The organism is Paraburkholderia sp. UYCP14C, from assembly GCF_004197395.1.
Lineage (GTDB): Bacteria > Pseudomonadota > Gammaproteobacteria > Burkholderiales > Burkholderiaceae > Paraburkholderia.
Map to the genome: position 1 here is coordinate 1 of NZ_SELS01000089.1, position 23309 is coordinate 23309.

Annotated in this window: 29 protein-coding genes; 15 read left to right on the plus strand and 14 right to left on the minus strand. The window is 60.6% G+C overall.

Translation table 11 applies throughout. The features are described 5' to 3' along the window. Positions 1 to 136 precede the first annotated feature (136 nt). The 3 genes from EVC45_RS39810 to EVC45_RS39820 all read right to left on the minus strand — a co-directional run bounded on the left by EVC45_RS39810 (position 137) and on the right by EVC45_RS39820 (position 2015). Complete coding sequence (locus EVC45_RS39810; protein ID WP_129963599.1) at positions 137 to 379, minus strand: hypothetical protein; 243 nt, start codon at positions 377 to 379, stop codon at positions 137 to 139. Positions 380 to 612: 233 nt separating this feature from the next. Then, the gene (locus EVC45_RS39815; RefSeq protein ID WP_129963600.1) at positions 613 to 999 is read right to left on the minus strand and encodes a hypothetical protein; all 387 of its coding nucleotides are present in this window, start codon (positions 997 to 999) and stop codon (positions 613 to 615) included. Then, positions 996 to 2015 (minus strand): PRTRC system protein D, encoded by a 1020-nt coding sequence (locus EVC45_RS39820; protein WP_129963601.1) that lies wholly within the window; start codon positions 2013 to 2015, stop codon positions 996 to 998. The genes EVC45_RS39815 and EVC45_RS39820 overlap by 4 nt, the downstream gene beginning before the upstream one ends. 204 nt (positions 2016 to 2219) lie before the next feature. On the opposite strand from EVC45_RS39820, the gene EVC45_RS45905 reads away from it, so the two are divergent. Together EVC45_RS45905 and EVC45_RS39825 are read left to right on the plus strand one after the other, a co-directional pair. Then, positions 2220 to 2375 carry a hypothetical protein gene (locus EVC45_RS45905; RefSeq protein WP_168991631.1) on the plus strand — a complete coding sequence of 52 codons (156 nt, stop codon included), beginning with the start codon at positions 2220 to 2222 and terminating at the stop codon, positions 2373 to 2375. A 921-nt stretch (positions 2376 to 3296) separates the two neighbouring features. After that, complete coding sequence (locus EVC45_RS39825) at positions 3297 to 4424, plus strand: integrase domain-containing protein (RefSeq protein ID WP_129963618.1); 1128 nt, start codon at positions 3297 to 3299, stop codon at positions 4422 to 4424. A gap of 225 nt (positions 4425 to 4649) precedes the next feature. Here EVC45_RS39825 and EVC45_RS45910 read toward each other — a convergent pair whose 3' ends face one another. From EVC45_RS45910 to EVC45_RS39865, 11 genes are all read right to left on the minus strand, one after another. Next, a complete protein-coding gene (locus tag EVC45_RS45910; RefSeq protein WP_168991632.1) occupies positions 4650 to 4787 on the minus strand; it encodes a hypothetical protein in 138 nt (45 codons plus the stop codon). Positions 4788 to 4864: 77 nt separating this feature from the next. Continuing rightward, positions 4865 to 5533, minus strand: a complete 669-nt coding sequence (locus EVC45_RS39830; RefSeq protein ID WP_129963602.1) for a Lar family restriction alleviation protein — start codon at positions 5531 to 5533, stop codon at positions 4865 to 4867. Between the two features lie 101 nt (positions 5534 to 5634). Then, positions 5635 to 6132: a hypothetical protein gene (locus EVC45_RS39835; RefSeq protein ID WP_248295442.1), complete on the minus strand. Its 498-nt coding sequence runs from the start codon at positions 6130 to 6132 to the stop codon at positions 5635 to 5637. Then, entirely contained in the window at positions 6107 to 6397 is a 291-nt protein-coding gene (locus EVC45_RS39840) for a hypothetical protein (protein ID WP_129963603.1), read from the minus strand. The genes EVC45_RS39835 and EVC45_RS39840 overlap by 26 nt, the downstream gene beginning before the upstream one ends. 27 nt (positions 6398 to 6424) lie before the next feature. Continuing rightward, a complete protein-coding gene (locus tag EVC45_RS47235) occupies positions 6425 to 6682 on the minus strand; it encodes a hypothetical protein (RefSeq protein ID WP_248295443.1) in 258 nt (85 codons plus the stop codon). Positions 6683 to 6721: 39 nt separating this feature from the next. Next, entirely contained in the window at positions 6722 to 6919 is a 198-nt protein-coding gene (locus EVC45_RS47240; protein WP_248295444.1) for a hypothetical protein, read from the minus strand. A 56-nt stretch (positions 6920 to 6975) separates the two neighbouring features. Further along, positions 6976 to 7236 carry a hypothetical protein gene (locus tag EVC45_RS47245; protein WP_373683117.1) on the minus strand — a complete coding sequence of 87 codons (261 nt, stop codon included), beginning with the start codon at positions 7234 to 7236 and terminating at the stop codon, positions 6976 to 6978. 69 nt (positions 7237 to 7305) lie between these two features. Further along, the gene (locus EVC45_RS39850; protein ID WP_248295445.1) at positions 7306 to 8097 is read right to left on the minus strand and encodes a DUF1173 family protein; all 792 of its coding nucleotides are present in this window, start codon (positions 8095 to 8097) and stop codon (positions 7306 to 7308) included. Between the two features lie 3 nt (positions 8098 to 8100). Further along, positions 8101 to 8391 carry a hypothetical protein gene (locus tag EVC45_RS39855; RefSeq protein WP_129963604.1) on the minus strand — a complete coding sequence of 97 codons (291 nt, stop codon included), beginning with the start codon at positions 8389 to 8391 and terminating at the stop codon, positions 8101 to 8103. After that, positions 8388 to 8657 carry a hypothetical protein gene (locus tag EVC45_RS39860; protein WP_129963605.1) on the minus strand — a complete coding sequence of 90 codons (270 nt, stop codon included), beginning with the start codon at positions 8655 to 8657 and terminating at the stop codon, positions 8388 to 8390. Before EVC45_RS39860 ends, EVC45_RS39855 begins: the two co-directional genes overlap by 4 nt. Positions 8658 to 8662: 5 nt before the next feature. Next, on the minus strand, positions 8663 to 9091 hold the full coding sequence (locus tag EVC45_RS39865) for a hypothetical protein (protein ID WP_129963606.1): 429 nt from the start codon (positions 9089 to 9091) through the stop codon (positions 8663 to 8665). Positions 9092 to 9634: 543 nt separating this feature from the next. On the opposite strand from EVC45_RS39865, the gene EVC45_RS39870 reads away from it, so the two are divergent. The 13 genes from EVC45_RS39870 (at position 9635) to EVC45_RS45915 (ending at position 23129) form a co-directional block, all read left to right on the plus strand. Then, positions 9635 to 10429, plus strand: coding sequence for a hypothetical protein (locus tag EVC45_RS39870; protein ID WP_129963607.1), 795 nt, complete (start codon positions 9635 to 9637; stop codon positions 10427 to 10429). A 157-nt stretch (positions 10430 to 10586) separates the two neighbouring features. Continuing rightward, a complete protein-coding gene (locus EVC45_RS39875) occupies positions 10587 to 11609 on the plus strand; it encodes an IS30 family transposase (protein ID WP_129963608.1) in 1023 nt (340 codons plus the stop codon). A 240-nt stretch (positions 11610 to 11849) separates the two neighbouring features. Beyond that, a complete protein-coding gene (locus tag EVC45_RS39880) occupies positions 11850 to 14969 on the plus strand; it encodes an SNF2-related protein (RefSeq protein ID WP_129963609.1) in 3120 nt (1039 codons plus the stop codon). Then, complete coding sequence (locus tag EVC45_RS39885; protein ID WP_129963610.1) at positions 14966 to 15214, plus strand: hypothetical protein; 249 nt, start codon at positions 14966 to 14968, stop codon at positions 15212 to 15214. The genes EVC45_RS39880 and EVC45_RS39885 overlap by 4 nt, the downstream gene beginning before the upstream one ends. A 255-nt stretch (positions 15215 to 15469) precedes the next feature. Continuing rightward, positions 15470 to 17140, plus strand: a complete 1671-nt coding sequence (locus EVC45_RS39890) for a PRTRC system ParB family protein (RefSeq protein ID WP_129963611.1) — start codon at positions 15470 to 15472, stop codon at positions 17138 to 17140. A gap of 98 nt (positions 17141 to 17238) precedes the next feature. Further along, positions 17239 to 17715 carry a PRTRC system protein E gene (locus EVC45_RS39895; protein WP_129963612.1) on the plus strand — a complete coding sequence of 159 codons (477 nt, stop codon included), beginning with the start codon at positions 17239 to 17241 and terminating at the stop codon, positions 17713 to 17715. Positions 17716 to 17727: 12 nt separating this feature from the next. Continuing rightward, complete coding sequence (locus EVC45_RS39900; RefSeq protein WP_028366978.1) at positions 17728 to 17946, plus strand: PRTRC system protein C; 219 nt, start codon at positions 17728 to 17730, stop codon at positions 17944 to 17946. A 96-nt stretch (positions 17947 to 18042) separates the two neighbouring features. Further along, positions 18043 to 19188, plus strand: a complete 1146-nt coding sequence (locus EVC45_RS39905) for a PRTRC system protein F (RefSeq protein WP_129963613.1) — start codon at positions 18043 to 18045, stop codon at positions 19186 to 19188. Between the two features lie 10 nt (positions 19189 to 19198). Continuing rightward, entirely contained in the window at positions 19199 to 19927 is a 729-nt protein-coding gene (locus EVC45_RS39910) for a PRTRC system protein B (protein WP_129963614.1), read from the plus strand. Beyond that, entirely contained in the window at positions 19924 to 20568 is a 645-nt protein-coding gene (locus EVC45_RS39915; RefSeq protein WP_129963615.1) for a PRTRC system protein A, read from the plus strand. The genes EVC45_RS39910 and EVC45_RS39915 overlap by 4 nt, the downstream gene beginning before the upstream one ends. Continuing rightward, entirely contained in the window at positions 20565 to 21377 is an 813-nt protein-coding gene (locus EVC45_RS39920; protein ID WP_129963616.1) for a PRTRC system ThiF family protein, read from the plus strand. Before EVC45_RS39915 ends, EVC45_RS39920 begins: the two co-directional genes overlap by 4 nt. Positions 21378 to 21469: 92 nt before the next feature. Continuing rightward, positions 21470 to 21940, plus strand: a complete 471-nt coding sequence (locus EVC45_RS39925) for a hypothetical protein (protein WP_129963617.1) — start codon at positions 21470 to 21472, stop codon at positions 21938 to 21940. Between the two features lie 100 nt (positions 21941 to 22040). Further along, positions 22041 to 23129 carry a hypothetical protein gene (locus tag EVC45_RS45915; RefSeq protein ID WP_168991633.1) on the plus strand — a complete coding sequence of 363 codons (1089 nt, stop codon included), beginning with the start codon at positions 22041 to 22043 and terminating at the stop codon, positions 23127 to 23129. Positions 23130 to 23309 lie beyond the last annotated feature (180 nt).

Consider the following 23309-nt stretch of genomic DNA (forward strand, 5'->3'; position numbering starts at 1 on the left):
TCATGCCCCTCCCCAAGCCCCTTTAAGCTTAGACCATGGAGTCGATTTATGTTCGCTTACTTATGCACTGGTTAGTAACTGAACGGCATTAGGCCGATGGCCGGTTTTTTTTCGCCTGTACGGACCGCTCGTCCTTCTATCGCCACCACCACGGCCGCGTCTTGACTCGGATGACCATCCGCAGAAGGTAGTACATCATGATAAGGAATGGGCGAGGAATTCCGATCGCCCAAAGAAACGCGGTGCCGCAGATGAAAAAGGCCCACACCGTGACATCGCAGGTCGGAAACAGAAGGTCGATAAACATCAATCCCATAAGGACGACGGCGATAACCGCGCGCCGTGCGAGCGGATCGAGAGCCCAGAATCTCTCAAGCATGGTCGCGATCCTTTCGAAGCCACGAAAGCACCGCGCTGCGAAGGTGATACGCCGATTCCCACAGGGCAGCACCGACTGCGACGAGGAGCCAAAAGCGCGCGGCCCGAGTCCAGTCCGCGTTAGTGAGTACGTGCAGGAGATCCATCGTTTCTACTCCGTTAGTGAAGCCCTTTATTGCGGGCCGATGACCTATCTTCGCAAATGCTGCGCGAAGTCAAGGACATCGGCCGCGACTAGAAGTCGGCGAACTGGTCGGCGATAGCGTCCGTGTTAAAACGCCGTGTGCCGGTGATCGCCGGCTCGGCAGCGCGCGACTCGGGCGGTTGTGACGCCGTGGCCGGGGCAGCATCGACAGAGAAGATTGGTGTAGGACGGCTCTCAACCACACCCGCCACTTCAGTTTTCGGCTGGGGCGTCGCCGGTTCGGTCATGCTCATGACCGGCTCCACCAGAACGCCGGATGCGACTCGTTTCGCGTCCCCCCCATTGAGCGCCGCTCGCGCGAGCGCCCTGAGTGCGCCGGCGCGCAAGCGCTCGTTGTCGAACTGTTTGACGAATGCGAAAAGATCAGGGTCCGTCGCTTCATTGAGCGTGACTTTGACCACGGCCTTTCCAATCATGCAGCGGCTCCCACCGGTTTGCGTTCGCGGGCAAGCGTTGCCTCACCAACGATCAGGAAGCCCTTTGCGTTGGCATAGCAGGGAGCGTCGAGCACGTCGAGTTGGACGCGCGGAAACGCGGCCCGTATCGAGGCTTCGTACAGAGCTGCGCCACCACCGGTAAGGACGATCGAGCGCAAATCCGCTGTCCGGCCGACACGGTTTTGTATCTCCTTGACCGTTGCATTGATGATGGCCTGGGACTGTTCCAGACAGGGGATCAGGTCAACATCCTTGCCGTAGAACAGGAGCGGCTTCTTCTCGCGCAGACATTTGTCGATACGTTCGATGTCATCGACCGGTTCCTTCTCGCTCTTTGCGATCAACGACGCAATGCTCTTGTACACCTGAGACGCACCTCCCGGAGCGCCGCCGCTACGGCGGTCATTCATCGTGAACCCGTGAGCGACCACCCAGTCGGTCGTGAAGTAGCCCACATCAATCACCAGATGGGCGTTCTCGCGATCGAAGCGGCTACCGCCGTACTCGGAAAACGATACGAGCGATCCCAGGGGTTGCGGAACTACCTTTACGGAGTGAACACAGATATCGCCATGGCCAAAGTTGAGCGTCCCGGTGAACGCATCGCGCAGATGCGCCGAATATTTGTTGATGGTGTGAACAGGGAGGCCCAGCACCATCCGATCGACCTCGGTGACGCCCGCAAACTGGAGAGATCCCCCGAGTAGCGCTGCATAGTTCGACGTGAGGCAGAAGTCTTCCGATAGCGTTCGACCTGCATTCCCGTATGCGGAGGACAATTCAACGCCTGGGCCAATCTCGTATGTCGCGCCGTCCACTTCAATCGGCAATACCTTGCGCGCGTGCAGCACGCCTTGTCCATAGCTCGAAACTGCCTCGCTCACCGCGATGGGCGTCACCGACGGAAACATTTGGGTCGCAATGTCCGACCCCATACGGAATGCGCTTTTCGTATTGTCGTATCCGACGTCGACTGCAAATACTGATACCTTCATTGGGCTCTCTCCAGAGTTGTTTATCGATGTTCACTGCACGCTCGGCCCCAGCAGGGGCCAAGTACGGGCCAAGGATCGCTGTCGCAATGGCGGCTTTTGCTCTTGGTCCCTGCTGGGGCCAAGTACGGGCCGAAGATGCGCTGTCGCAATGACGCCTTCTGCTCTGGGGGCCGAGTTGGGGCCAACGTTGGCCCCAAAGCGCGAGTGACGTTCCAACTCTATCGGCTGACGATCAAAGTCAAGGAAGCTAAAGCTCGCAACATTTTGGGAGCTTTAGGAATTTCGGGAGCGGCGGGCGCAGCTATTCTCTTCATTACCCACCGCGCCATCAGCGCATCGACCTCCGAGTTTCACGATTGAAGGGATCGCTTTGCCTGGCGAAAACCCTTCCTGTCACAGGCCGCAAACTGATGCGGCCTTTTTCTGAATCAAATCAAGTCCACAGTGGCCCATCTTGAGGACCCCGGACACACGATATCCATTGGGTTAGCGGGCGGTTTAGCCTGAATTTGCGTATTGAGACGGCGTGTAAGCGGACGGTCGGACACTTCCGACACTGCGCGCGACGACTCAGACACGCATGGACACACCCTTGCAGCACACGAAGCTGGGACCGTTACATGAAGCCCGACACGCAGCGGCAGATTGAACGGACTTGGGGGTGGGGGTATGTAGTCGCGAACAAAGCGAATACATCCCTGTACGGAAGACGAACGGTGGGCGCGGCCGGAGAAAGAAGCGCGCAAAAAGTATTGCCGGGCATTTGGCCAAAGTCGTGCGAGTCGATAGACAGACGCACACGGGCACGCGAAGCGTGTCATAGGCCGGCACGGTGGCCAGAGCAGTCGGCGGAGTCGGGATCGCGGAGCGAAAGAGCGCTGCGGCCCGACCTGCGAGACAGCGGACCCGCTCAGCGACGATGGACTCTGCAAAGGCAGATCCGGTGCGGTGAGGGCAGGGAAAGCAAATATCGCAGGCAGGCATCGCGCGTGAGCGCGGCGTCTTGCAGCAGGCAGCAGCTGGACAGTCGATGCACGTCTCTTCCACGTGCTGGGCTGATCGAATGGAATCGCTAAAGGACGGGAAGGCAGTACCCGGCGGGGCACGCAACGCGCAGCGCGGTCAGGTTGATGCAGGGGATAGGCTCCCGGCCTCCGGCCCGCAGCGCGAACGACGATGACCCGAGAAGCGGTCACGGTGAGAACGGTATCCGGCGCCGCGGCGTGCGGACAGGTAGCCGTGCAGCTAGTTGCACGGCGCTATTTGCATGGGGACATCGGGATGTCAGCGATATTGAACGTGCGCGCGGTGCTGCGCGACTACTGGTTGCCTGCCGACTTCAAGGCTGCATTGGAACAGCTGCTTTTGGATAACGTGAAGCGCGTTCATAGCCGTACGAGAGTTAGCGCGAAACCGCTGTCGATTAAAACGCAGAAGTACCGGACGATGGCGATCTGCAAGTCGTTCGAGGAGTTGCGTCAAAACGGCTTTGCGTTGCAGTCTCCTCACGCATTGAAGCGGAAGCATGTGGAATTCTTGGTCAATTTCTGGGTAGATGCGAAGCTGACGGGCGGCACCATTGAGAACAAGCTGACGTATCTGCGGGCGCTGTGCGAGTGGATGAAAAAGCCGAATCTTATCGGCACGCTGGCCGATTATGTTGACCGCGAGAAGCACGATCTCGTGCGCTCATACGTCGCGCAGAGCGACAAGTCGTGGGAAGGCAATGGGATCGACGCGGAAGCCAAGATCAACGAGATCGCTGTCAGTCATCCGAACGTCGCGGTGCAATTAAAGCTTCAGGCGGCGTTTGGTCTGCGCGTCGAGGAAAGTTTCCTGCTTCGACCCTTAGAGGCTGCGCGTAACGACGATCTGCTTAACGTCAGCCGCGGCACAAAGGGCGGCCGTGAGCGCGTCGTGCCGATTGAGTTAAAGGTTGCCGTGCTCGAAGAGGCTGCGACGCTCTCAAATCCCTATACCGGATCCACAATTCCACATGGGTACACGAAGAAGCAGTGGCGCGAGCACTATTACCACGTGCTCAGAAAGCACGGCGTCACGCAGGCAGGTATAGGCGTAACGAGTCACGGTCTGCGCCATCAGTACCTACAGCAAATGTACGAGCGGATCACGGGCGTTCAGGCGCCGATCAAGCAACCCACGGAACGGGTAGACCGCGAGGCGCACAAGGCTGCGATGCAGCGCGTTGTCGAGGCAGCCGGACACAGCCGCGCGACGAAGGCGAACGCTTATCTGTCAACGCATACGGCGATGGATGCTCGCAGGAAGCGCTCGATTACTCGGGAAATGGCTTTGGAAGCGCTCGCCCAGGCCGGCGGTATAAAGTCTCGGGCGGCCGCAGCATTAGGAGTGTCACGACAGGCGCTCTACCGGCTCCTCGAGCGTTGAAGGGGCGAGCGGCAAGTCGACTGGCGGGCCGGCAAGTGCTCCCGCCGCCGGTACTTCCGGTGGGCTACATGCGCGCAGATGTAGAAGGACGTACACGTAAGTGTGACGTTTATGGGGGTGGTCTATAAACGTCACACTTCAAGATCCTTCAAAGACAATGGGTTGGAGGTTCGCGCCGAAAAACGCGTTATACGTGTACGTGAACCTCTGGGATGAGAGTTGCCGCTAGAAGAGCCACTTCAGAAGTGGGCTGGTCAGTGCATGGTAGGTAATGATTGCGCTGATCGCGAGAAGCGTAAGCAGTTGCGGCATCAACTTCTCACCGTGGCGATACGCGGCGCGGATGTAATCGACAGGTGACATATTCTTTCCGGAAGGTTGTTCGCTCACCGGTGCGGCGAGAGTTGATTCCAGTATGACGCCGCTCTCATGAAGTCAAGTCACCAGCGGTTGCGATCCGGGAGATCGTCGACGGCTGCCGAGACGCGTGTCTCGAACGAGCACTCCTCGTCACCGCCGGTCGCCGGAATGCGCGGAAACTGGACGGATGCCACACCATCGATGTAGACGAAGCGCGCCATCTGCTGCAGCGTGCGGTAGCGCGCGGCATCTTCAAGCACCGGGTCTATCGGCCAGAAGTCGCGCGTTGTGATTTGCCCGTCGACGATCTTCTGGGCGAGCATCGACAGGATCGGGCCGCGCTTCGCCCAGTCCTCCGTTGTCCGCGCGAGCAGGTCAAGTACATACGGCGCGTCGATCGGCGAGATTTCCTTACGGACAAGATCAAGCAGATCGCCTTCGGTAGCGGCCGGTCGATTCAGTCTCCTGTTCCAGATTTTCCCAGCCTCATCGAGCGCGGCGTGCTTGTTGTCGGTGAAGGGGATCCACGGTGTCTGCATCCCGCAGTCGTCGCACAGAATGCAGCAGAGCTTCTCGGTTGGTGGCTCCGATAGCGAGCGCGCCTCCATATCGTTCATCACCGGGGCGGTGGTGGAGTTGATTTGCAGAAAATCCGTGGAAGGCCTGATGCGGCCCCCAATCACTCGTTGGGACCAGCCGAACGCCCAGTTGCCGCCACAGTGTGCGCAGGGGAAAAGTTCATCAGTCATGGCGCTTCCGCAGGTCAGTGTGTATTTATATTGGATTGTAATGTTCGCCGACCCGCGTCACTGCACAATACGACAGAAAAAAAAACGCCAAATTGGGCAGGTCACGAGCGCAGGGCGTCCGCGGCCCGGTTGTAGGCCTCGTGAGACAGCAGACGTATGGGGCGCAACGACTCGCAGTCGAACATCAGGCGGTAGGCGTATCCAACGGGCACAGAGAGGACCCGGCCATTTGAGGACCGAATCGGCTTCCCCTTCAGGGCACAGGGGTGGGTGCCGTCCCGCACCTTCGCCAGGACGATTCGAGCCTCTTTCTGAATCGATGGAAGATGTGCAACGCACGACAGGTCGATCGGATCGGCCGCGGCTAGTTCTGCCTTGACGAGACGCTTATGCTGCCTTGCGAGCATCTCGGCTTCTTTGGCTTCGGTGATGGCGGCGCAGGTATGGCAGTACTTGCCTTTGCCCGAGTGGCCGCAGGGGAAGTTGCGCTTCATGGTGGTGTCGTCCTTGGGATAGCTGATACACCATTCGACCATGAAGGCTCTCGCAGTCAAGGGAAGGTTGGAGCGGCTTTTATGGCTCTTTCGCTTGATAGCCATCGAGCTCGGCCGACAGGTCGAGAATGCGCGCGTCTGCACCCGCGAGCCGTCTCTCCAGCCGCTCTATGTGGGCCAGAGCGACGGCGTACTGGTCGGCGAGCATAGTGAGCGCCCAAAACGGCGTGAGCGCGGCCGAGCAATCCCGGCAGGTAACGATTCCGCCGCGCGGGTCCAGGCGGATGTTGTGATGGTCGCACTCACCGGGCCGGTGGGTGCGTTCGTCGGTGGTGACGCGCAGGCGCGCGAACGGGACGACACTGCTCATGCACGTCCGGTTGATAAAGGTAGTGGTTTATGGGGCGGTGGGCCGCGACTGTACCGCGGAAGCGGCGTCGGGTGGGAAAAGGGCACGGGAGATCGTCTCGTCGCGGCGGTAATGCTGCTCGATGATGTCGAGGTAGCGACGGAATCCGTCCGTGTCCAGAGGAGCGACGCGCCCGTTGCTCGCAGCGAACCGCACGTCGGTTGGCGCGCTGGCTTGGCGTTCGATGCTGCCAAGTGCCGCCACATCCGGTAACCACCAGCGATTCCAGCGGGTCGTGAAGTTCAACCAGCCGCGCGTGGCCGCATCCATTTCTACCCAGGAGGCCTAAAAGTCGAGAATGGCGCCGAGTGAGCTGAAGAAGGCCATCCGCACGCCATTGCCGTCCGCGGCCGCGACTACGATCTGTTTGCGCCGTTCGTCGACGGAGTCCGTCGAGCTCGCCATGCAGAGTGCCGGGTAATTGACGTGCCAGTCAGCACCACGCGCAACTGCGCGTTGAAGAAAGAAAGACTTGGATTCCACTGTGGCGGTCCTGTTTTTGAGCTATGTCTACTCACCCTATCGACATCGCCAGCAAGTCAAGTCGGCGACGGCAGCGCGACCGAGGAGAGCGGCGACGGCGGTATCCATTCAACGCATGGCTCATTGCGTGACGCGTACGGCGCCTGCTTCTGCAACTTGCGCGCACGGTAGGCATCGTTTGATTCCATGCCGTAGACCTCGATGGCGGTTGGGCGCGCCGTGTCCGTCAGGCGAAAGTCGGGCAGCATGTCGTCCGACTGGTCGCGGCGTTGTGGCTTGTCGAACCGCCGGCGCTCTCCGACGAGACGATTTGCCATCTCGACCTCGTAGCTTGAGTCGCAGGCGATGAAGGAACGGCCGCAAAGCTGCAGCGCGAGATCGATCGCCTAGGCCGCGTTCTCGATCAACGTCTTCGATACGTAGAACGTTTCAAACGTCTGGCGCAGACGAATGACGAAGCCGTATTTCGATGGGTCGATCGCCTTTATCTCCGCGATGATCACGCAGCGATCCGAGGTTGTCGGCGTCGCGTGAATGCGGCCGAGGAAGGCGTCGAACTCGGCCTTGATGATCGGGAGCTCACTCTCTTCGTAACGCCGCATGACGTGAACGACGTCCTGAATCTGCTTCCCGTTCATCTTTCCATCACCGAGCGCGGCAAGGATCCGCGCGCTGCACGTGCCCCAGTCGCGCTGCGCTTCTGCAGACCAATGATTGAGGCGAGCGTCCTGCCATACGCGTCGCAGAAATCCAAGAAGGGGGGCGGACCGGCGTGACTCGGCGTGCAGAGTGGCGTTCTCTGAGTTTTCGCGGCGTGCCTTCTCGACGGTGCGCACAGTCAGAGAGACGTCCAGCCGTGCATCGAGGCCCGCTGCCGTGTTCCGTATAGCTTCCTGCCCTGTGATGGAAGACGAGCCAGCGTCGGTGGTATCGGCGAAGAAAGAGCAGAGGTCCGGATTGTGATGCATCCCTTCGTCGGGCCAGCGCGCGAGCTGGAAGAGTGCGCCATAGCGGCGAATGACGAGTCGTAGTGGCTTGCCGCCACCGGCGCTCTGGCAGAGACGCTCGGCATAACCGGGCGAGCGCTTCGCCCGTTCGAGCCGTGTCGCAAAACGCGCGGGATTGTCCTGCACGTCTTCGAGGGACGTCACCATGCCATCGAAGCGGACGTTTGTCATCGGTCAGTTCCGTAGGAAATCTGCTATCGATATCCCGTTGCTCGCGCGATACGCATACGTCCCGAGTAGCTTGCTCACCTGGCGAACGCTACTGGCAAACTGCTCGAGGTGGTGTTGTGTTGGGAAGCGTGCAACGATGCGTCGCAGTATGCCGGGTGCGATGTAGTCCCGCTGTTCGATATAGCCGTCGCCAATCCGGGCGTCCATCCAGCAGTCCGGAAGTCCTAATGCGGTGGCGCTGCTGGCGCCTTGCCCACGCGTTGTATCGAGGAATTCAAAGACGATCGTGATCAAGGTTGGACCTTTGCTGTACGGAGAGCGTCGCCGAGCCTGGCCATCCGCCCGAGCGGGATGATGCGCTCGATGGTCGAGGCGTCGATGACATGGCGCGCGCCTGTTGCATTCTGAAACTCGAGGAAGGTCACGCCGTCAACGACGAACTTGCCGACGAAAGTGCGTTCCAGCAAAAAACCGGGGAAATAACCGTTAGACAGCGTGATCGCGCGTGTCTCAATGCAGTAACCCGTAGCGGGCAATAGTTGTTCGGTAGTCTGTTGCATTGCTCTCAGGGCCTCGCGGGCTTGTGCTTTACCCGATACGCGTCGAGGAGCGCAATAGCACCGATCGCTGTAGCGAATGTATTAAACAGGGCGAGGGCGATCAGCCACGCTACGCGCCGGTCGTGCGCCGCAATCTCTTGAGCCCGCTCCCGCTTGGCCACCGCAAGAGAGGCGCGCTGCGCGGTCAGTGATTGGCTTAGCGCCTCTTCAGAGCGTACATCGTGACGTGCCAGAACGCCGGTGCGAAGTTCAGGCGGCAAATCTTTGATCGCATCCGAGACGCCCGTCAGTTCCGAAACGATTGCGGTGTCGATCACGACACCGACGGCTGCGCGTTGTGGTTGCAACTGGATTCCAGCAAGTCCGATCGTGACCGTCGACGTGAGCACGGCGATGGCGAGGATGGACAGCGTGGCGCGTTGACTAAATTTCATGATGACCGTGTTGTTGGTGCCGCAAGGGCAGCGCTGCTCCCTATTTTCAAGTGAACACCTTTTTCATGGGCGCACAAAGGGAGCGAAAAGCCGGAGCATTCCTCTTTACAGTGGCGACAGTTCGAAAGCGGTACGTAAGTGCGTCGACGGAAAGAGATAGCAAAACCGCGACCATTCTCGGGATTGGTCCGTAACGCGTTAATGGGCGGTGGACCTGTCGCCTCATAGCGGTCGCTCCGCAGCGTCAGATGAACGGGGCCGCGGTCTAGGACAGAGTCGCAGTTATCCACAAGCTTGCCCCCGAAAGTGGGGATAACTCTGAGCGGGCCGCGGAAAGAGGCGAGGCGAAATCGCTGTCATTCGACCGTGCCGCCGGCTCCGCGCGTCGTATTGTTTACCTATCACCCGCGCATACGCGCATCGACTGACTGCGCATCAGCGCACATTCTCCTGACGGCCGCTCTTAGGCCGCTCATTTAACCCAGACGGGAACCATCCCGCTCTGGCGTGGTGTGTCCCGTCAATTTCATCGAGGGAAACACCATGTACACAGCACTTGTTCAGCAGTTCAAGGACGCACAAACGAAGGCGGCCGCTGCCTATCTGGAAGTAAGGGCGGCAGAAACCGCGCTTTTTCCGGGCGACGGTCAGTATTGCTACCGCGCTGCAGAGTCCCGATCCGAATACAAGACGGAGCGTGAACTGAGTGACTTCTGCAATCGACTCTCTCACGTACTTGTCTGCGAGGCAGTGCGACGCTTTTCGCCGCCAGGCGGACGACTGGAGATAGAAGACAGCAAGGAACTGGCGAACGCGTCGATCGATATTCACGGCGCGCTCAGGGAGGGAAAGTGCCCTGACTTCGACGCGTTCTGGGCGCATCTGGAGCGCACTTACAGTGGTGATGCCGGCAAGCGGATCGGCCTGATTCAGGCCGCAAAGCTGATCATTGACGGGTTTTACATTCGCCAGAACTCCGAGATAAAGCGGACGTCCAGCGCCATCGTGCTCGAAGCTCGCATTTGGAGCGAGACCTGTTACCGGTCCAGCGCCCGCAAGCCGACCTATCAGTCGGGGCAGACGGTCGCAAGTCTGTCGCGTGGCCTCAGTGCATTCGCGGCACATGCCGGCTTTGACGCACTTGCGTCCGAGCTAAAGCACGGGCGACTGCTGGACTACCAGTTCGAGACTCGCGAAAAGGTCTGTCTCAATGGCCTTGACATTGTGATGTACAACGAGAAATGGCAGTTCAAGTTCTCGCATCAGGTGGGCGAAGCGCTGTCCCTGTTCATCAGCGAATTTGGCGCTGAGTACCTCGCCTCCCGTGACCGTTACTGATCGGGGGCGACATGTCTCGTCAACGCATCTGTCTGTTCTCCCGCTATATCGCCCGGACCTACGCCTTGCCCCAGGAAGATCTCATCTCCGTCGTGCGTGGGCGTGACTGGGCGCTATCAAATCTGAAGTGCAACACCGTTTCGTATAAGGTGTTGTGATGCACGAAAGAACTCAGTACCAGCAACTTCAACCTGAAGAGCGTCTCATCATTGCAAGCCTGCATCTGCAGGGTTCGAGTATCCGGGCCATGGCCCGGATACTCGGGCGCTCGCCAGCCACCGTTAGCCGTGAACTGACGCGAAACAGCTCTCCCGCAGGCTACGCATCGGTGCCGGCTGAAGCGCTCAGCGCCACACGCCGCAGCGCGGGCCGCCGCCCCACAAAGCTTGGCCTGCAAAGCGTCTGCTGGCGTATCGTTCTCACTCTGCTCGAGTGGAAATGGTCACCCCAGCAGATATCGGGCACACTGAAGCGCATGTATCCGACCGACCCGACCCAGCAGGTTTCGCACGAAACCATCTACACGGCCATCTATGCCCAGCCGCGCGGCGAACTGCGCCGTCAGCTCATTGCCTGCCTGCGCCATGGCCACAGCACGCGTATGCCGCGTACACGGGGCACAGACCGGCGTGGACAGATTCCCGACATGGTCAGCATTCATGTGCGGCCGCCCGAAATCGAAGACCGGCTGCTGCCTGGACACTGGGAAGGCGACTTCATCAAGGGCGCTGGCAACCAGTCCTCAGTCGGCGTGCTGGTCGAACGGACCAGCCGCCTTGTGCTGCTCGCAAAGATGGAAGACGCTACCGCAGCTTCAGCGCTGGCGGGCTTCTCCGCCAAACTCAATTCGATTGTCGCGCCGCTGCGCCAGAGCTTCACCTACGACCAGGGCAAAGAAATGTCGCGCCACAAAGAGCTCGCCGCCGCAACCGGTGTGAACGTATACTTTTGCGACCCACACAGTCCCTGGCAACGCGGCACTTGCGAAAACACCAACGGGCTGCTGCGACAGTATCTGCCCAAAGGCACGGACCTCTCGGTCTACAGTCAGGACGAACTCGACGCCATCGCCGACAGTCTGAACAGTCGACTTCGTGCCACTCACAACTTCCATTCACCATTCGAGGTCTTCGCCGCCACCCTCGCATCAGCTAGCCAACCTCAAGGCTCTAAACATTAATTCCTCTGTTGCGCTTCACCCTTGAAACCGCCCTGCTATTCACCGATGTTTCGCGCCGCGGCTCTGCGGCACCTTGTCCTGTGGGCTCCGCTGCACGTAACGGGCGGACAGCCGTTCGCAGCACGCCGGCGAGCTGTGCGCAGGTTCTATCAGCTGTAGTTCTCGTCTCGCCGCACAGTACTCCGGCGTTCTTTCTTTGGCCCGCTTTGACGCGGGCCTTTTCTTTTTATGGATGCAATCATGCAAAGAGATCTGTTTTCTTTCGAGCCCGACTGGTACGAGCCGTTGCGCTCGCTCATCAGTCTCGGCTCACAGGCTGCACCGGTCGCTCACCAGGGCGAACTGGCCGAGGCGCGACGGCAGCACCTCGGGCAGTTTTTCACGCCGGACGCGATCGCCGCCTTCATGTGGAGTTTCATCAGTGGTTGGCGCGTCAACCGTCGCATCCGGCTACTTGATAACTCGGTCGGCTCTGGCCGGCTCTTCCAGTACGCCGACGCGGAGCGCTACGCGGTGTATGGCGTCGATGTCCACGCGGACGTCATCACGCAATGCCAGAAGGTGTTCGAAGAAGCGGGTTTCGATTGCGAGTTCAGGCACGCAGGCATGGAGGGCATCCAGCCGGCGAACTTTGACATCGCGATCATCAATCCGCCATTTTCGGTGCATCTCGAGTCGCCGCACCTGAAGCCGTTTCCCTGTACCACATGGGGCAGATACGGCGCAAACACCAGCGCGCTCAGTCACGAGTACGCGGTCCATCAGGCGTTGGACGCCTCGAATGTCGTCGTTGCCTTACTCCCGATTACTACGGCGGAAGCGGTATTGGCCGGGGAGCTTGGCGACTCGGCGCGACGCCGCGCTGCTGGTCTGTTCGAGTTGCCACCCGACGCATTCAGGTCGGAGGGAGCAAACGTACGGACGGCTGTCGTGGTGTTCGACCGCTACCGGTCGAGGCCCTTTGACTTCGTCAGAGCGAAAGTCGAAGACCTCGCGCTGCCCGGGCCCGACCTCGGTTTGCACTACGAGGATCGGATCTTGGGCGAACCGCGTCTGCGCTTCCAGAAGCTTGATGACAGCGTGCCGGCCATCACGCGTCCTGTGACGGGCGACAAGTCTGTCGTCATTTCGCATGACGGCCGACGCATCCGTCTCGGGTTCGCCTGTGGTTTCAACGAGGCAATGGTGCTTAACCGGGTTTTCGTTGAGCGCATCTATTCGCGCGACGGCCATCGGTTGCCGCGAGGCTTCCGCTATGCCGGTCAGGGAATGCTCGACCTGGAAACGTACCTGATCCAGGCTGATCCGCGCGCGGCGCTGGACAAGCTGCTCGATCGCATCCGTAGCGTTGGTGGTGAGCCGCGGTTCGCGCCAGGGTTCCTCGAACACCTCGAGCGTCGTGCGAGACGGAGTCAGCGCCAAGCGACGCCGCTCAGGCATGTTGCGTGGACCACAGGCGCGGGATCTTCGGATGTTGTCACCGGCAAGGGTCGCGAGACTCACAAGGTCGATGCGACGCGCTGGGCCAGTCCGCTTGTCATGGCGGGCGAGGACGTCTGCTTCACACGCGAAGACGATGGCCGATACCGCTACTCCGCCAAAGGCGCTACCTATCATCTGTCGGTCGACGAGCTGAACGCGCGGTTTGCGGTCGATAACGTCGCTGAGGGCTGGGAGGTGGTGCACGAGGGGCTTGCGGCGAAGTACCCGCAGCAGGCCGCGGCGCTCCAGGAAAGGGTGAGCGCTTCAGGCGTCGATCAATGGCTGACGTGGGAGTTTCAGACCGAGGATCTGGTCGAGACACTCATGAAGCCATCGGGTTGCGTGATCGCGTGGGAGCAGGGCTGCGGCAAGTCCCGTCTTGCGCTCGCGCTCATTCTCGTCTCGGGCGTCAGGCACGGTCTCATCGTTGTTGAGTCCCGCCTTATCGACGAAATGATGAAGGAGATTGCGCTATTGCCGGTCGACGCCGGCGACGTGAAGGTCATCAGTTGCGCAGCGGATCTCAATGATCTGCGACGGATCAACCTGATCTCGTACGAGCGCTTGCGCATGCCGGTCGACAAGGCGGTGTCAAAGCGTGTGACGTATGCCCACCGACTTAGACGGCGCATTGGCCTGCTGGTTGCGGACGAAGGCGAGCGGTTGGCCAATCCGACGAGCGACCAGAGCCGGGCGCTGTGGCAGCTTTCGGCACGACGTCGATACGTGCTGACAGGTTCTCCGATTCCCAACTATCCGCGTGACGCCTTCGGGCTGCTCGCGTTTTCGGGGGGAGACGGAACCTCGGCGCAGCCTTACGGCTACCGGCTCGGCTATCTGGAAGAAAACTGGATCAACACCGTCGAGTATGCAATGGGTGGTGTCGACCGGTTCCGGGATGACTTTGTGGTGCTGGAATGGGTCACGTGGCAGTTCGCTGAAAGCCTGCAGGAAGGGGCAAAACGCGAAGTGCCGAAGATCGGAAACCTGCACGGCTATCGCGCGATGCTGGCGCCGCATATCAAGCGGCGGCTGGTAGCAGAGCCGGAAGTCGCGAAGTACATCCAGATCGAGCCGCCGGAGTTCGAAGTTGAGACAGTGGACTGGGACAGTGGCCATCTGGCGACTTACCTTCGAGCGGCCGACGAGTTTGCCGACTGGTATCGCTCGTCGCGCGATGATCGTAAGGCATGCAACCTCATCACCATTCTCGCGCGTATTCGTGCAGTGCATTTCGCCGCCAACTTTCCGCAGTACGGGATGGATGGCGTCGATCGGATTGGTGGCCTGACGAGCAAGCAGCGCGCGGTGGTCTCACGCATGCGGGAGATTGCCGCTGAAGGAAAGCAGGCGATCCTGTTTGCGGAGAACCCCGGGGTGCTCGATCTCCTTGCGCGGGAGCTCGAATCGCACGGTGTGCAGTCGGTGCCGTTCCATGGCGAGATACCGATCAAGCGCCGCGTGTCCGACAAGGACAAGCGGTTCCTGACGGGGTTGGCGACCGGACTTCTGGCAACGAAGGCCTCGGGACGTGCGGGCTACAACCTGCCGAACGCCGATTACATCCTCTTCTATGACCGGTCGTGGACGTGGCGCATCGAGTATCAGGCGATGCGGCGCGCACTGCGCTGGAACCGCAAGGGGACATTGAAGGTGTTGTACTTCCACCTGCCGGGGAGCATCGACGAGTATCAGGACCAGATGGTCGCGCACAAACGCGATGCAACACAGGCTGGACTGGACTGGGCGACGCCCGAACTTGAAGACGAAACGTTCCTGCACATGGATTCTCTGCTGGATCGCTTTGTCGATGACCTTGCATTGATCGCCGATCAGAAGAGCGGCGACATGCGCAAACTGTTGAAGGAGGCCGCATGAAAGAAGCAAAGGTGTCCGTGCTGGTGGGCGAAGGTGTCGTTACGGTGAAGCGCGAGGGTTCAAACCGCGCGCTTCAGGCAAACATCCTTGGCACGGTCGAAGCAGACGGTGTCGAGGTGCTATGTCTTGACCGGCTGGTGCATGCGAGCCACGAGCATCAGTTCGGCGAGTGGACGTCGTCGGGCGCGGTGACGACGCTACTGTCGCGTCCACTGGCTGTTCCGGAGGCAGTTTTGCCTCAATAGGTGGGGTCAGCGCCGTCATGGCGCTGAGCCCTCTCTTTATCCAAACCCGGCTTCGTGCCGGGTTTTTTTCGTTTACGCGAAAGGCAGGGCGTTTGCGCGAGCCTTGCACGCCGTTAGCGCTGTGCGCGGCGGTATCTTTGCGTTATCACCCGCGTCCCTGACGCATCGACTCGCCGGCTCAGGCCGGTCTATTGTTGTTCAACCCTTCGGGAACTCACTCCCGACGGGGCTGGGTTCCCTCCCCGGAGACCCACAATGCAACAGCAACCTACTCTTGCCCTCAAGCAGATCACCATCGCTGCCAATCCCCGCACGTATTTCGACGCGGCGGAAATGGAAGAGCTGACGGCTTCGGTCCGCGAAAAGGGCGTCATCCAGCCTGTCATTGTTCGCACGCTCGCCAATGGCGGATTCGCGCTCGTCGCAGGTGGCCGCAGATACAGAGCGGCCATGACGGCACATGGCGAAGATTATGAGATACCCGTCGTCGTCAAGGAGATCGATGAAGTCGAAGCCAAACAGCTTGCGATCATCGAAAACATCCAGCGCGCGGATATGTCGCCGGCCGAGGAAGCCATAGCGGCGGCCGAGCAGGTTGGCCTGTGCAAGGGCGATCGGGACGAGGTCGCGCGCATCTTCGGATGGTCGCGTGCCACGCTCGACAAACGCCTCGCACTGATGAACTGCAGTGCATCCGTTCTGGAAGCGCTCAACACCCGCCAGATCCTTCTGGGTCACGCGGAGCTGCTGGCCGCGCTTCCGAAGGAGACGCAGGACAAGCTGCTGCCCGTCATCATCAAGGAAGGCAAGCCAGTCCCCGAATTGAAGAAGACGATCGAACAGGTTGCCTGTTCGTTGTCTGCCGCAATCTTCGACAAGACCGACTGCGCGAACTGTGCTCACAACTCGTCCACGCAAGGCGAGATGTTTGGCGAATCCATCGCCACGGGCAACTGTACGAACCGTACCTGTTTCAACGAGAAAACGGAGAAACAGCTTGAGGCGGTCGCCGCTAATCTTCGCGACGATTTCCCCGTCGTGCGCATCGTGCGCGCGGGCGACAACCACACCCGCATACAGCTCGCTGTGGAGGGTGCAAAGGGAGTCGGCGAAGAACAGGCGAAAGCCTGTCACGCGTGCCAGAACTACGGCGCGGCGGTGAGCGGTCTGCCTGACTCGATCGGCAAGGTCTACAAGGGCCAGTGCTTCGACACCGTCTGCAACATGAAGATGGTCGCGAAGCGCCTGCAGGCTGAGAAAGCTGCAGCCGAGCCGAAACCCGAAGCGAAAGCTGGCGGTACCGGCGCGGCTAAGGCTGCTACCAAAGCCTCCGCTGCGGCTCCGTCGACGACCAGCAATCCGCCGGCGACGGTAGTCGCTGAATCCGATCGCCTCAAGACGTATCGCGTGGCGCTGTGGCGTAAAGCCCTGCGTCGTGAGGTGGGCCAGAATCCTGGGCTGGCCCAGCGATACCTCGTCTCGATCGCTCTCGCCGGACAGGCCCGCTGCGTCGATGACTCGACGTTGAAGGGCATCTGGGAAAAGCTGACCGAAGAAAAGATCGCGGTATCGGACGTGGCCAAAGCTGCGACCTCTGTGGCCGCGGCGGATGACGCCAAGCTCGCGCTTGCTGTCACCGGCGTCACGGTCGCCGCGATCCAGGGTCTGGACGTTCATCATCTGACCAGTCTGTGCCGTCATCATCGACTCGACCTCAACCAGCACTGGAAGCTCTGCAAGGAGTTTCTGGAACTGATCACGAAGTCGGAAATGATGGTGGTGGCCGACGAGCTTGGCATTCGTGCCGCGCTCGGCGACGCGTTCAAGAAGGTGTTCAGCAAATCGAAGGCGGAAGTCATCGATGCGCTGCTCAACGTCAAGGGCTTCGACTACACCGGCAAGGTTCCGAAGGTTCTGAAGTATTAACGCGCGCTCTCGCGCATCGATCGAAGCGGACAGGTCCTGCCCGCTTCATTCATTTCATGGACTGCCTCGGGCGGTCCTTTTTTACTTGTGGAATTTTTATGTTTGTTGAACTTGAAGCGCTGTTGAAGTCGGGCGGTGGGCTGAAGCTGGCTCTGAAGATGAAGGGTGATGCGATGATTGTGGTCGTCATGCCGGAAGGCGAGGCGAAAGACACGGCGTTGCGTCAACCGCTCGTCATGACCGCGACGGCGGTGGAACTGGATGCCGGCTTTGCCGAACATCTGGCGACGTACACCGGCGCTCATGCGTCGCTGGCTGAGCAGGTGGCTGCGACGACGGCGATCCTCGGTGAGGCGCAAAAAGCCCAGGTCACCAAAGCGACCAAGGCTCTCTCGGGCAAGGCTGGCAGAAGTACGCCAGCCGCGGCCAGGACGTCACCAGACGAGGATGCAGAGGATGACGACAGTGAATCGTCGGAATCGGATGCGCCGGCCGCCGGGAACGAAGGCAAAGCGGACGCTCCGGCGGCTGCTGAGCCTGTTTCGAGCGGCACCGACCTCGCTTCGCTCTTCTAAGGAGGGACGGTCATGTCCATTTCGATCACCGCGCTCGTTCGCCAGTTCTCTTACAACGGCGTTGCATTTGCCGATCCCGGCCCGGCGTTCTCGCCCGAAGACGTTCGCGATCTCTACTCGGCGCAGTATCCCGAGCTGACGACTGCGTCCGTCGATGGTCCCGAGATCTCGGGAGATGTCGCGACCTACAAGTTTGTCCGCGCGGCGGGCGCCAAGGGTTCGTATGCGTAAGCAGACGCTTCTCAAGGCTCTTGCCGACCCGGCCAACGGGTTCAATCAGGAACCGCCCGAGAGGGCGGTTTTTTTATATGACGACGAGGTTCGCCAATGCTGTTCGATCCTTCATTCACTGATAGAGCGGTCGATGCGGGCGTCGGTGCGTCCTGGCAACCGCCAGTCGCTGCCGTTGCCCAGTATCGACCTGCCGATTGTGTTCTGACGCTGCCGGATGTGTCTGAGGAAGTGCCCGCGAGTGCGTCGGTCAAATGGCGCAACGATGCGTCACTTGATGCGATCGTGCTCGAGCAGTTCCGGCACGGTCCGCTTCGGGCGGAAGACGTGGAAGCGCCGGTCAGCCCGGTCGACGCCTTCCGGCAGGCATTCTTTGCGTGGGTGCGCCGGCAGTTGCCTGCGCCGCTTCGCTTCCTGTCCTTCGGACTGGAGCTTTGTGACAGCAACGCCGTCAGCGATGCCATCCAGCATCAGTATGAGCACGATGATTTCAAGCCTCGCACGTCGTTGCATCTTGGCGTGAAGTCAACCGACGAGTGGGTGCACGAGGTGGGAGCCTTTGCAGAACCGCTGCGCCGTGCCCATCCGCTTTTGCTACACACGATTTTCAATATCGTCGATCGCATTTCCGGAAAAACGGTCCTCGTTCGTACCCCCGGCTGGTTCCTTTGCGAGGCCTCGTGCCTGCACTGGGAGGGTAACGAAAGTGCGACCGACGAAGACGTGCGGGCGGTGCTGAATGACGTGTACGGCGATGACGCTGAGGTGGTTGATCGCTATCTCCCGTCCGAACTGCGGCCGCTGCTTTGTCCCGACGAGATCCGTGTGCCGGGCAAGGTTGAGGGGCGCCGCGTTCGCTCGTCCGTCCTTTCAGACAACGAGTTGCGGCAGTTGCGCGCGGACTCACCGGGCATGGTTGCAAGGGTTTGTGATCACCTGCTGGTCCTGAAGCAGCTGTTGGGCAAGGCTGGGAAGTCCGACTGCCTGGCTGACGGCTATGACGCACAGCCCATTTACTCGGGTTGCACTTTCGTCCTCTCGCAAAACGAGCGGATGGGCGAACTGCTCGACGACCACATGAACAACGCGTTCTCGGCAGGCGAATCGTCCGAGTACAGCCGTTTCATTTCTTTTTCCGACACACGACGGGGCATCCGCGCGCAGTACGCGCAATGGAGCCTCGGCTTCCGCATGCTTCATCACCTCGATCGCCTGATGGCGCTGGTGGTGGACCCTAACTAGGAGCTTTCCCATGAATGGTGTTTCGATTGGTCAGACGGGCCACGACGTGACGTTGTCATCGGCCCTTTTGCTCTACACAGGTCCGAACGGCTCGCACTATGCAACGGCGCATCCCGTCACTGCAGAGCGCAAGACCGGACGTCCGATCATCGGTGCAGGCCGGCCGCTGGATCGCAAGGCGCTCATCGACGCGCTCGTGCAGCTGGATCGCAATGCCGCACCCAAAGCTGATTTCCTCCAGGCCACAGTGCTTGGTGTGACGTCGGCTGCGGTGACGTGGTGGTGCGCGCCGGCGTTGCGACGCGTGTTTTTCAGGTGCGAGGAGCTCGGCGAGCGCAGTGCGGTGGTGCCGCATCCGGGGCTGGTGTTTCAGGCCAGCACGAACGGCTTTCGGGTCTTCGCGCTGAAAGGCGACAGCAGACCCGAACCAGCGACGGCGCTTTTCGAGCCTCCGTACTTCAACACGTGGGACCGGGGCAAGATCTGCATTGGATCGGCCAATGTCCCGCGGCGCATCGAGGTTTCGGCGATCGCCGGATGGGAGGAAGCTTTCTTCGCGTCCGCGTTCACGCACCCGAATCACGGCGGCAAGCGTGTCGAGTACAAGAACGGCTTCTACGCGTTCTGGAAAGACATGCTGGACGGCAGCTTCGAGGCTTTCCCGCTCGATGTGCTGATGCCGATGAAAGACGCCACGGCGGGCAGGGTCGTCGCCGGAGAGATTGGAGGTCAGGAATGAATCCAGTCGATCTGATGTTACAGGCCTCGTTCCCGTCCGTGATGGTGCCAACGCGCGAGCCGGTTGTCCCGATGTCCGCACCGGGCGAGCGGCTGCTGATCGCGTCCAACGGCGTGTTTCTCGAAATCTACCGTCCGTGGATACGGCTGGTGCGGCGTCTAGGCTCGTTCAGCTGGCGCACGCCAGTGCCGTATGGCGAGGCGGCCGACGCAACGGAAGTGCGCTGCGGTGCAGTGCCAGCAGATCTGGTGGCTAGGTTCGCGCGTATGGCTCGCGCAGCCTTGCCCAACGAGGTTGGTGCGTGGATCACCTGGAATGCATCGACAGGCGCGTTCCGGCTGGTGCCGCTTCCTTCGTTGTCGCACAGTCCGGCGCACCTTCATTACGAGCGTCCGCAACTGGGCGATGACGAATGGCTGGTGGTCGACTGTCACTCGCATGGTCGCGGCAGAGCGTACTTCTCATCGACCGATGATCGCGACGATCAGCACGATGTGAAGCTGTCGCTGGTGCTCGGTCACTGCCATCAGGTGCCGTCCGTCGCGCTGCGGTTGTGCGCGAAGGGCCGTTTCGAGGTCCAGCGCGCTGTACCGGAGCGCTGGAAGTCAGCATTGGCTACGTTGGCTGCGGAGGTCGTATGACGCTTTTACATACGACACCGCCGCACATGCTGAGCGGCCCGTGGAAGTTGGCGGTTGTGGGCGCTGGCGGTACCGGCAGTGCCTTGCTTCCCTCACTCGCGCGGTTGCATCACGCAATGATCGAGCTCGGGCACCCGGGCGGAATCGAATGCGTGGTCTATGACGACGACACGGTCAGCGAGTTCAACGTTGGCAGGCAGGGCTTCTATCCCAACGACGTCGGCCAGTACAAGGCGACGTTGCTGGTGAATCGCCTGAACCTGCTGATGGGCACGAACTGGAAGGCCGAGCCGCGACGCGTCGATTCGAAGCTGAATCTGTACGGGGATATGGTGATCGGCTGCGTCGATTCACGGCGTGCGCGTCACGCGATCGCGCAGGCAGCGAAGCGCGGCAACATTCGCTATTACCTCGACTGCGGCAACGAGACGGATCGTGGCCAGGTGATTCTCGGCGAGTTCGGCAAGGCGCGGCATGACAGGTTGCCCCATGTGGGTGACCTGTTCCCCGACCTGCTGAATCCGAAGAATGACAAGGGCGACGATGCACCGTCCTGCTCGATGGCCGATGCACTGCGCAAGCAGTCGCTGGTCATCAATCAGGCGATCTCGGTGCAGGCGTTCAATCTGTTGTGGTCGCTGTTTCGCAATGGTGGCCTCAACTTCTCGGGCGTATTCGTGAACCTCGCAACTGGGCGCACGAATCCGATTGCCATCGATCCGGCGGCATGGGCGCGCTTTGGCTATGACGCGCCAAAGCCGCCTGTGAAAAAGGCCAGAAAGCCTCCAAAGGCCACGGTCTCCGTCTGAGCCGCACCCGTTCAGGGCGCGGCGCTATACCTCTCTGATGTCCCCGCTTCGGCGGGGCATCACATTCCCTATCTCAAACTGGAGGAGTCTCAATGACCCCACAAAAGCGGTCGACCTCGGTCGGCAAGATGTTCATTCGCTGTGCCCAGTCCGCGGCGGCCGGAGCCGCTGTTTCTTATGCGGCCAACCACTACGCGGTAGTCCCGGCGCTCCAGTACCTCGCGCAGGCCGTCCTGCATCACGAGGAGCTCGTCGGCGGTGGAGTTGGGAGACGGCTGCTCATGGTGCTCGTAGTCGCTGCGTTGCTGCTCGCGGCGTCGATTGCGACCGAGCGTCGTCGCGATGCATTTCTCGATGCCGTCGCTTCGCGCGGCCGGCGTCTCGCAGGCTGGCTGATGGCCGGTGCTGCGGCGAAGGTCTGTTTCCTCTGCGGCGCGCTGGCAGGTTTCGGCGGTCGAGGCTGGCTTGCTGGACTGCTGACGCTGGTGATGTACACGGTCGTTCTCCTGTGCGTCAGGCATCTCGTCATGTCCGCGCAGATGCCTCGCTGTTTCCGGTCGTAACAGACCACTTTCCTACCGCCCTCGCGGCGGCTTCATTTCCTTTCCCTCAGCGGGGGCAGCCCGTTGGGGGCTGCTCCGCATCCACATATCGGAGCTTCAGATGGGCGCAACTGTTTTGACTGGCAAAAAGGTCGGCGCGTTTCAGGCGGCGGATGGCGAATGGATGTTCGCGTTGTTCGAGCGGACATACGAGAAGAATTGCTATCCCCACATCGATCGATGGTCTGCCATTGCTTTCGGGCGATATGCCGACGTCATGCGAAGGGTGTTCAGGCACGCTTCGTCGTGCGAAGGTGGCATGCTGCAAAGTCGCGCTGGCTATATCCGGCCGGAGAACTACATCGCCACCTGGAGGTCGTTGCTGGCGAAGCCGTTCCGGCTTCCTGACCAGACGATCCTGCTAGATGTTTCAAAGTCCTTTCAGGCCGCCATTCCCGAAGCTGCGCTTGACGACATCCGCAGTAGCCTGACCGCAGCGGGACTCGCTGAGCGTGTGGAGGAAGTCGTGGGAGGGCGGCTGAAAGTGTCGCTGCATGAAGAAGCTGCGTTGCTGGAAGTCATATACGGCGAGAGCGGCGCGCTAAGCGTGTGGCGAGTGCTGCGGGAGCATGATTGTTCGAATGTGCCAATCGCCTCGGGCCTCAAGCTGCCGGCCCGCGATCCCTCGGCGCTCGAGCGGATGCCGGCGGTGCGTTGCTACAGGATCGACGACGAAAACCGGCTAGTCTCGTTTGACGGGAAACCGTGGGAAAACGCTGGCTGGCAGTATTCAGCGATCGGTAGCTTCATCACGGACGTGGCCTATCCAGTTGAGATGGAAGCGCCGGGTTTCGCGAAGGCTGCGATTCCGGTGTACCGTGATCTGATGAGAAACGCTGGCCAGTTGCCAGCGGAGACAATCATTGAGATCACCCGTATGCCCGAGGGTCTTGAGGACTATTGCGGGCGGGCTGCCGACGAACTGGCGGGCTATCTCGGCCTGGCTGACGGCGAGGGACGTGCGCCTGAGCGGTTCAGCTTCCGGTTTCGCGATGTGCCTGCAGAGCCGCGTGGCTCTGCCATGTACAAGCTTTGCAACCTGCGTAGCCAGCAGGTGACGTGGACGTTGCCGCAAGACTTGGCTGCGACGCAGCAGGTCGACGAGGCGCCATCCACGGACCTCGCCCAGATGATTCTCGAATTGGTCTAATCCGTGTCGACAAGCGCCGCTCCCGAAAAGGGGCGGCGCTTTTTTTGGTGCGCCCAGCATGGGCGCACTCCTGCGGGTGTAAGTCCCGCCATAAGCTGGTCATAGCGAATGAAGTGAAGCGCAACTGCACGAGGGCGACCGGGTGTGGGGAGGAAGCGTGGAGCGTAAATCGCGAGCCGA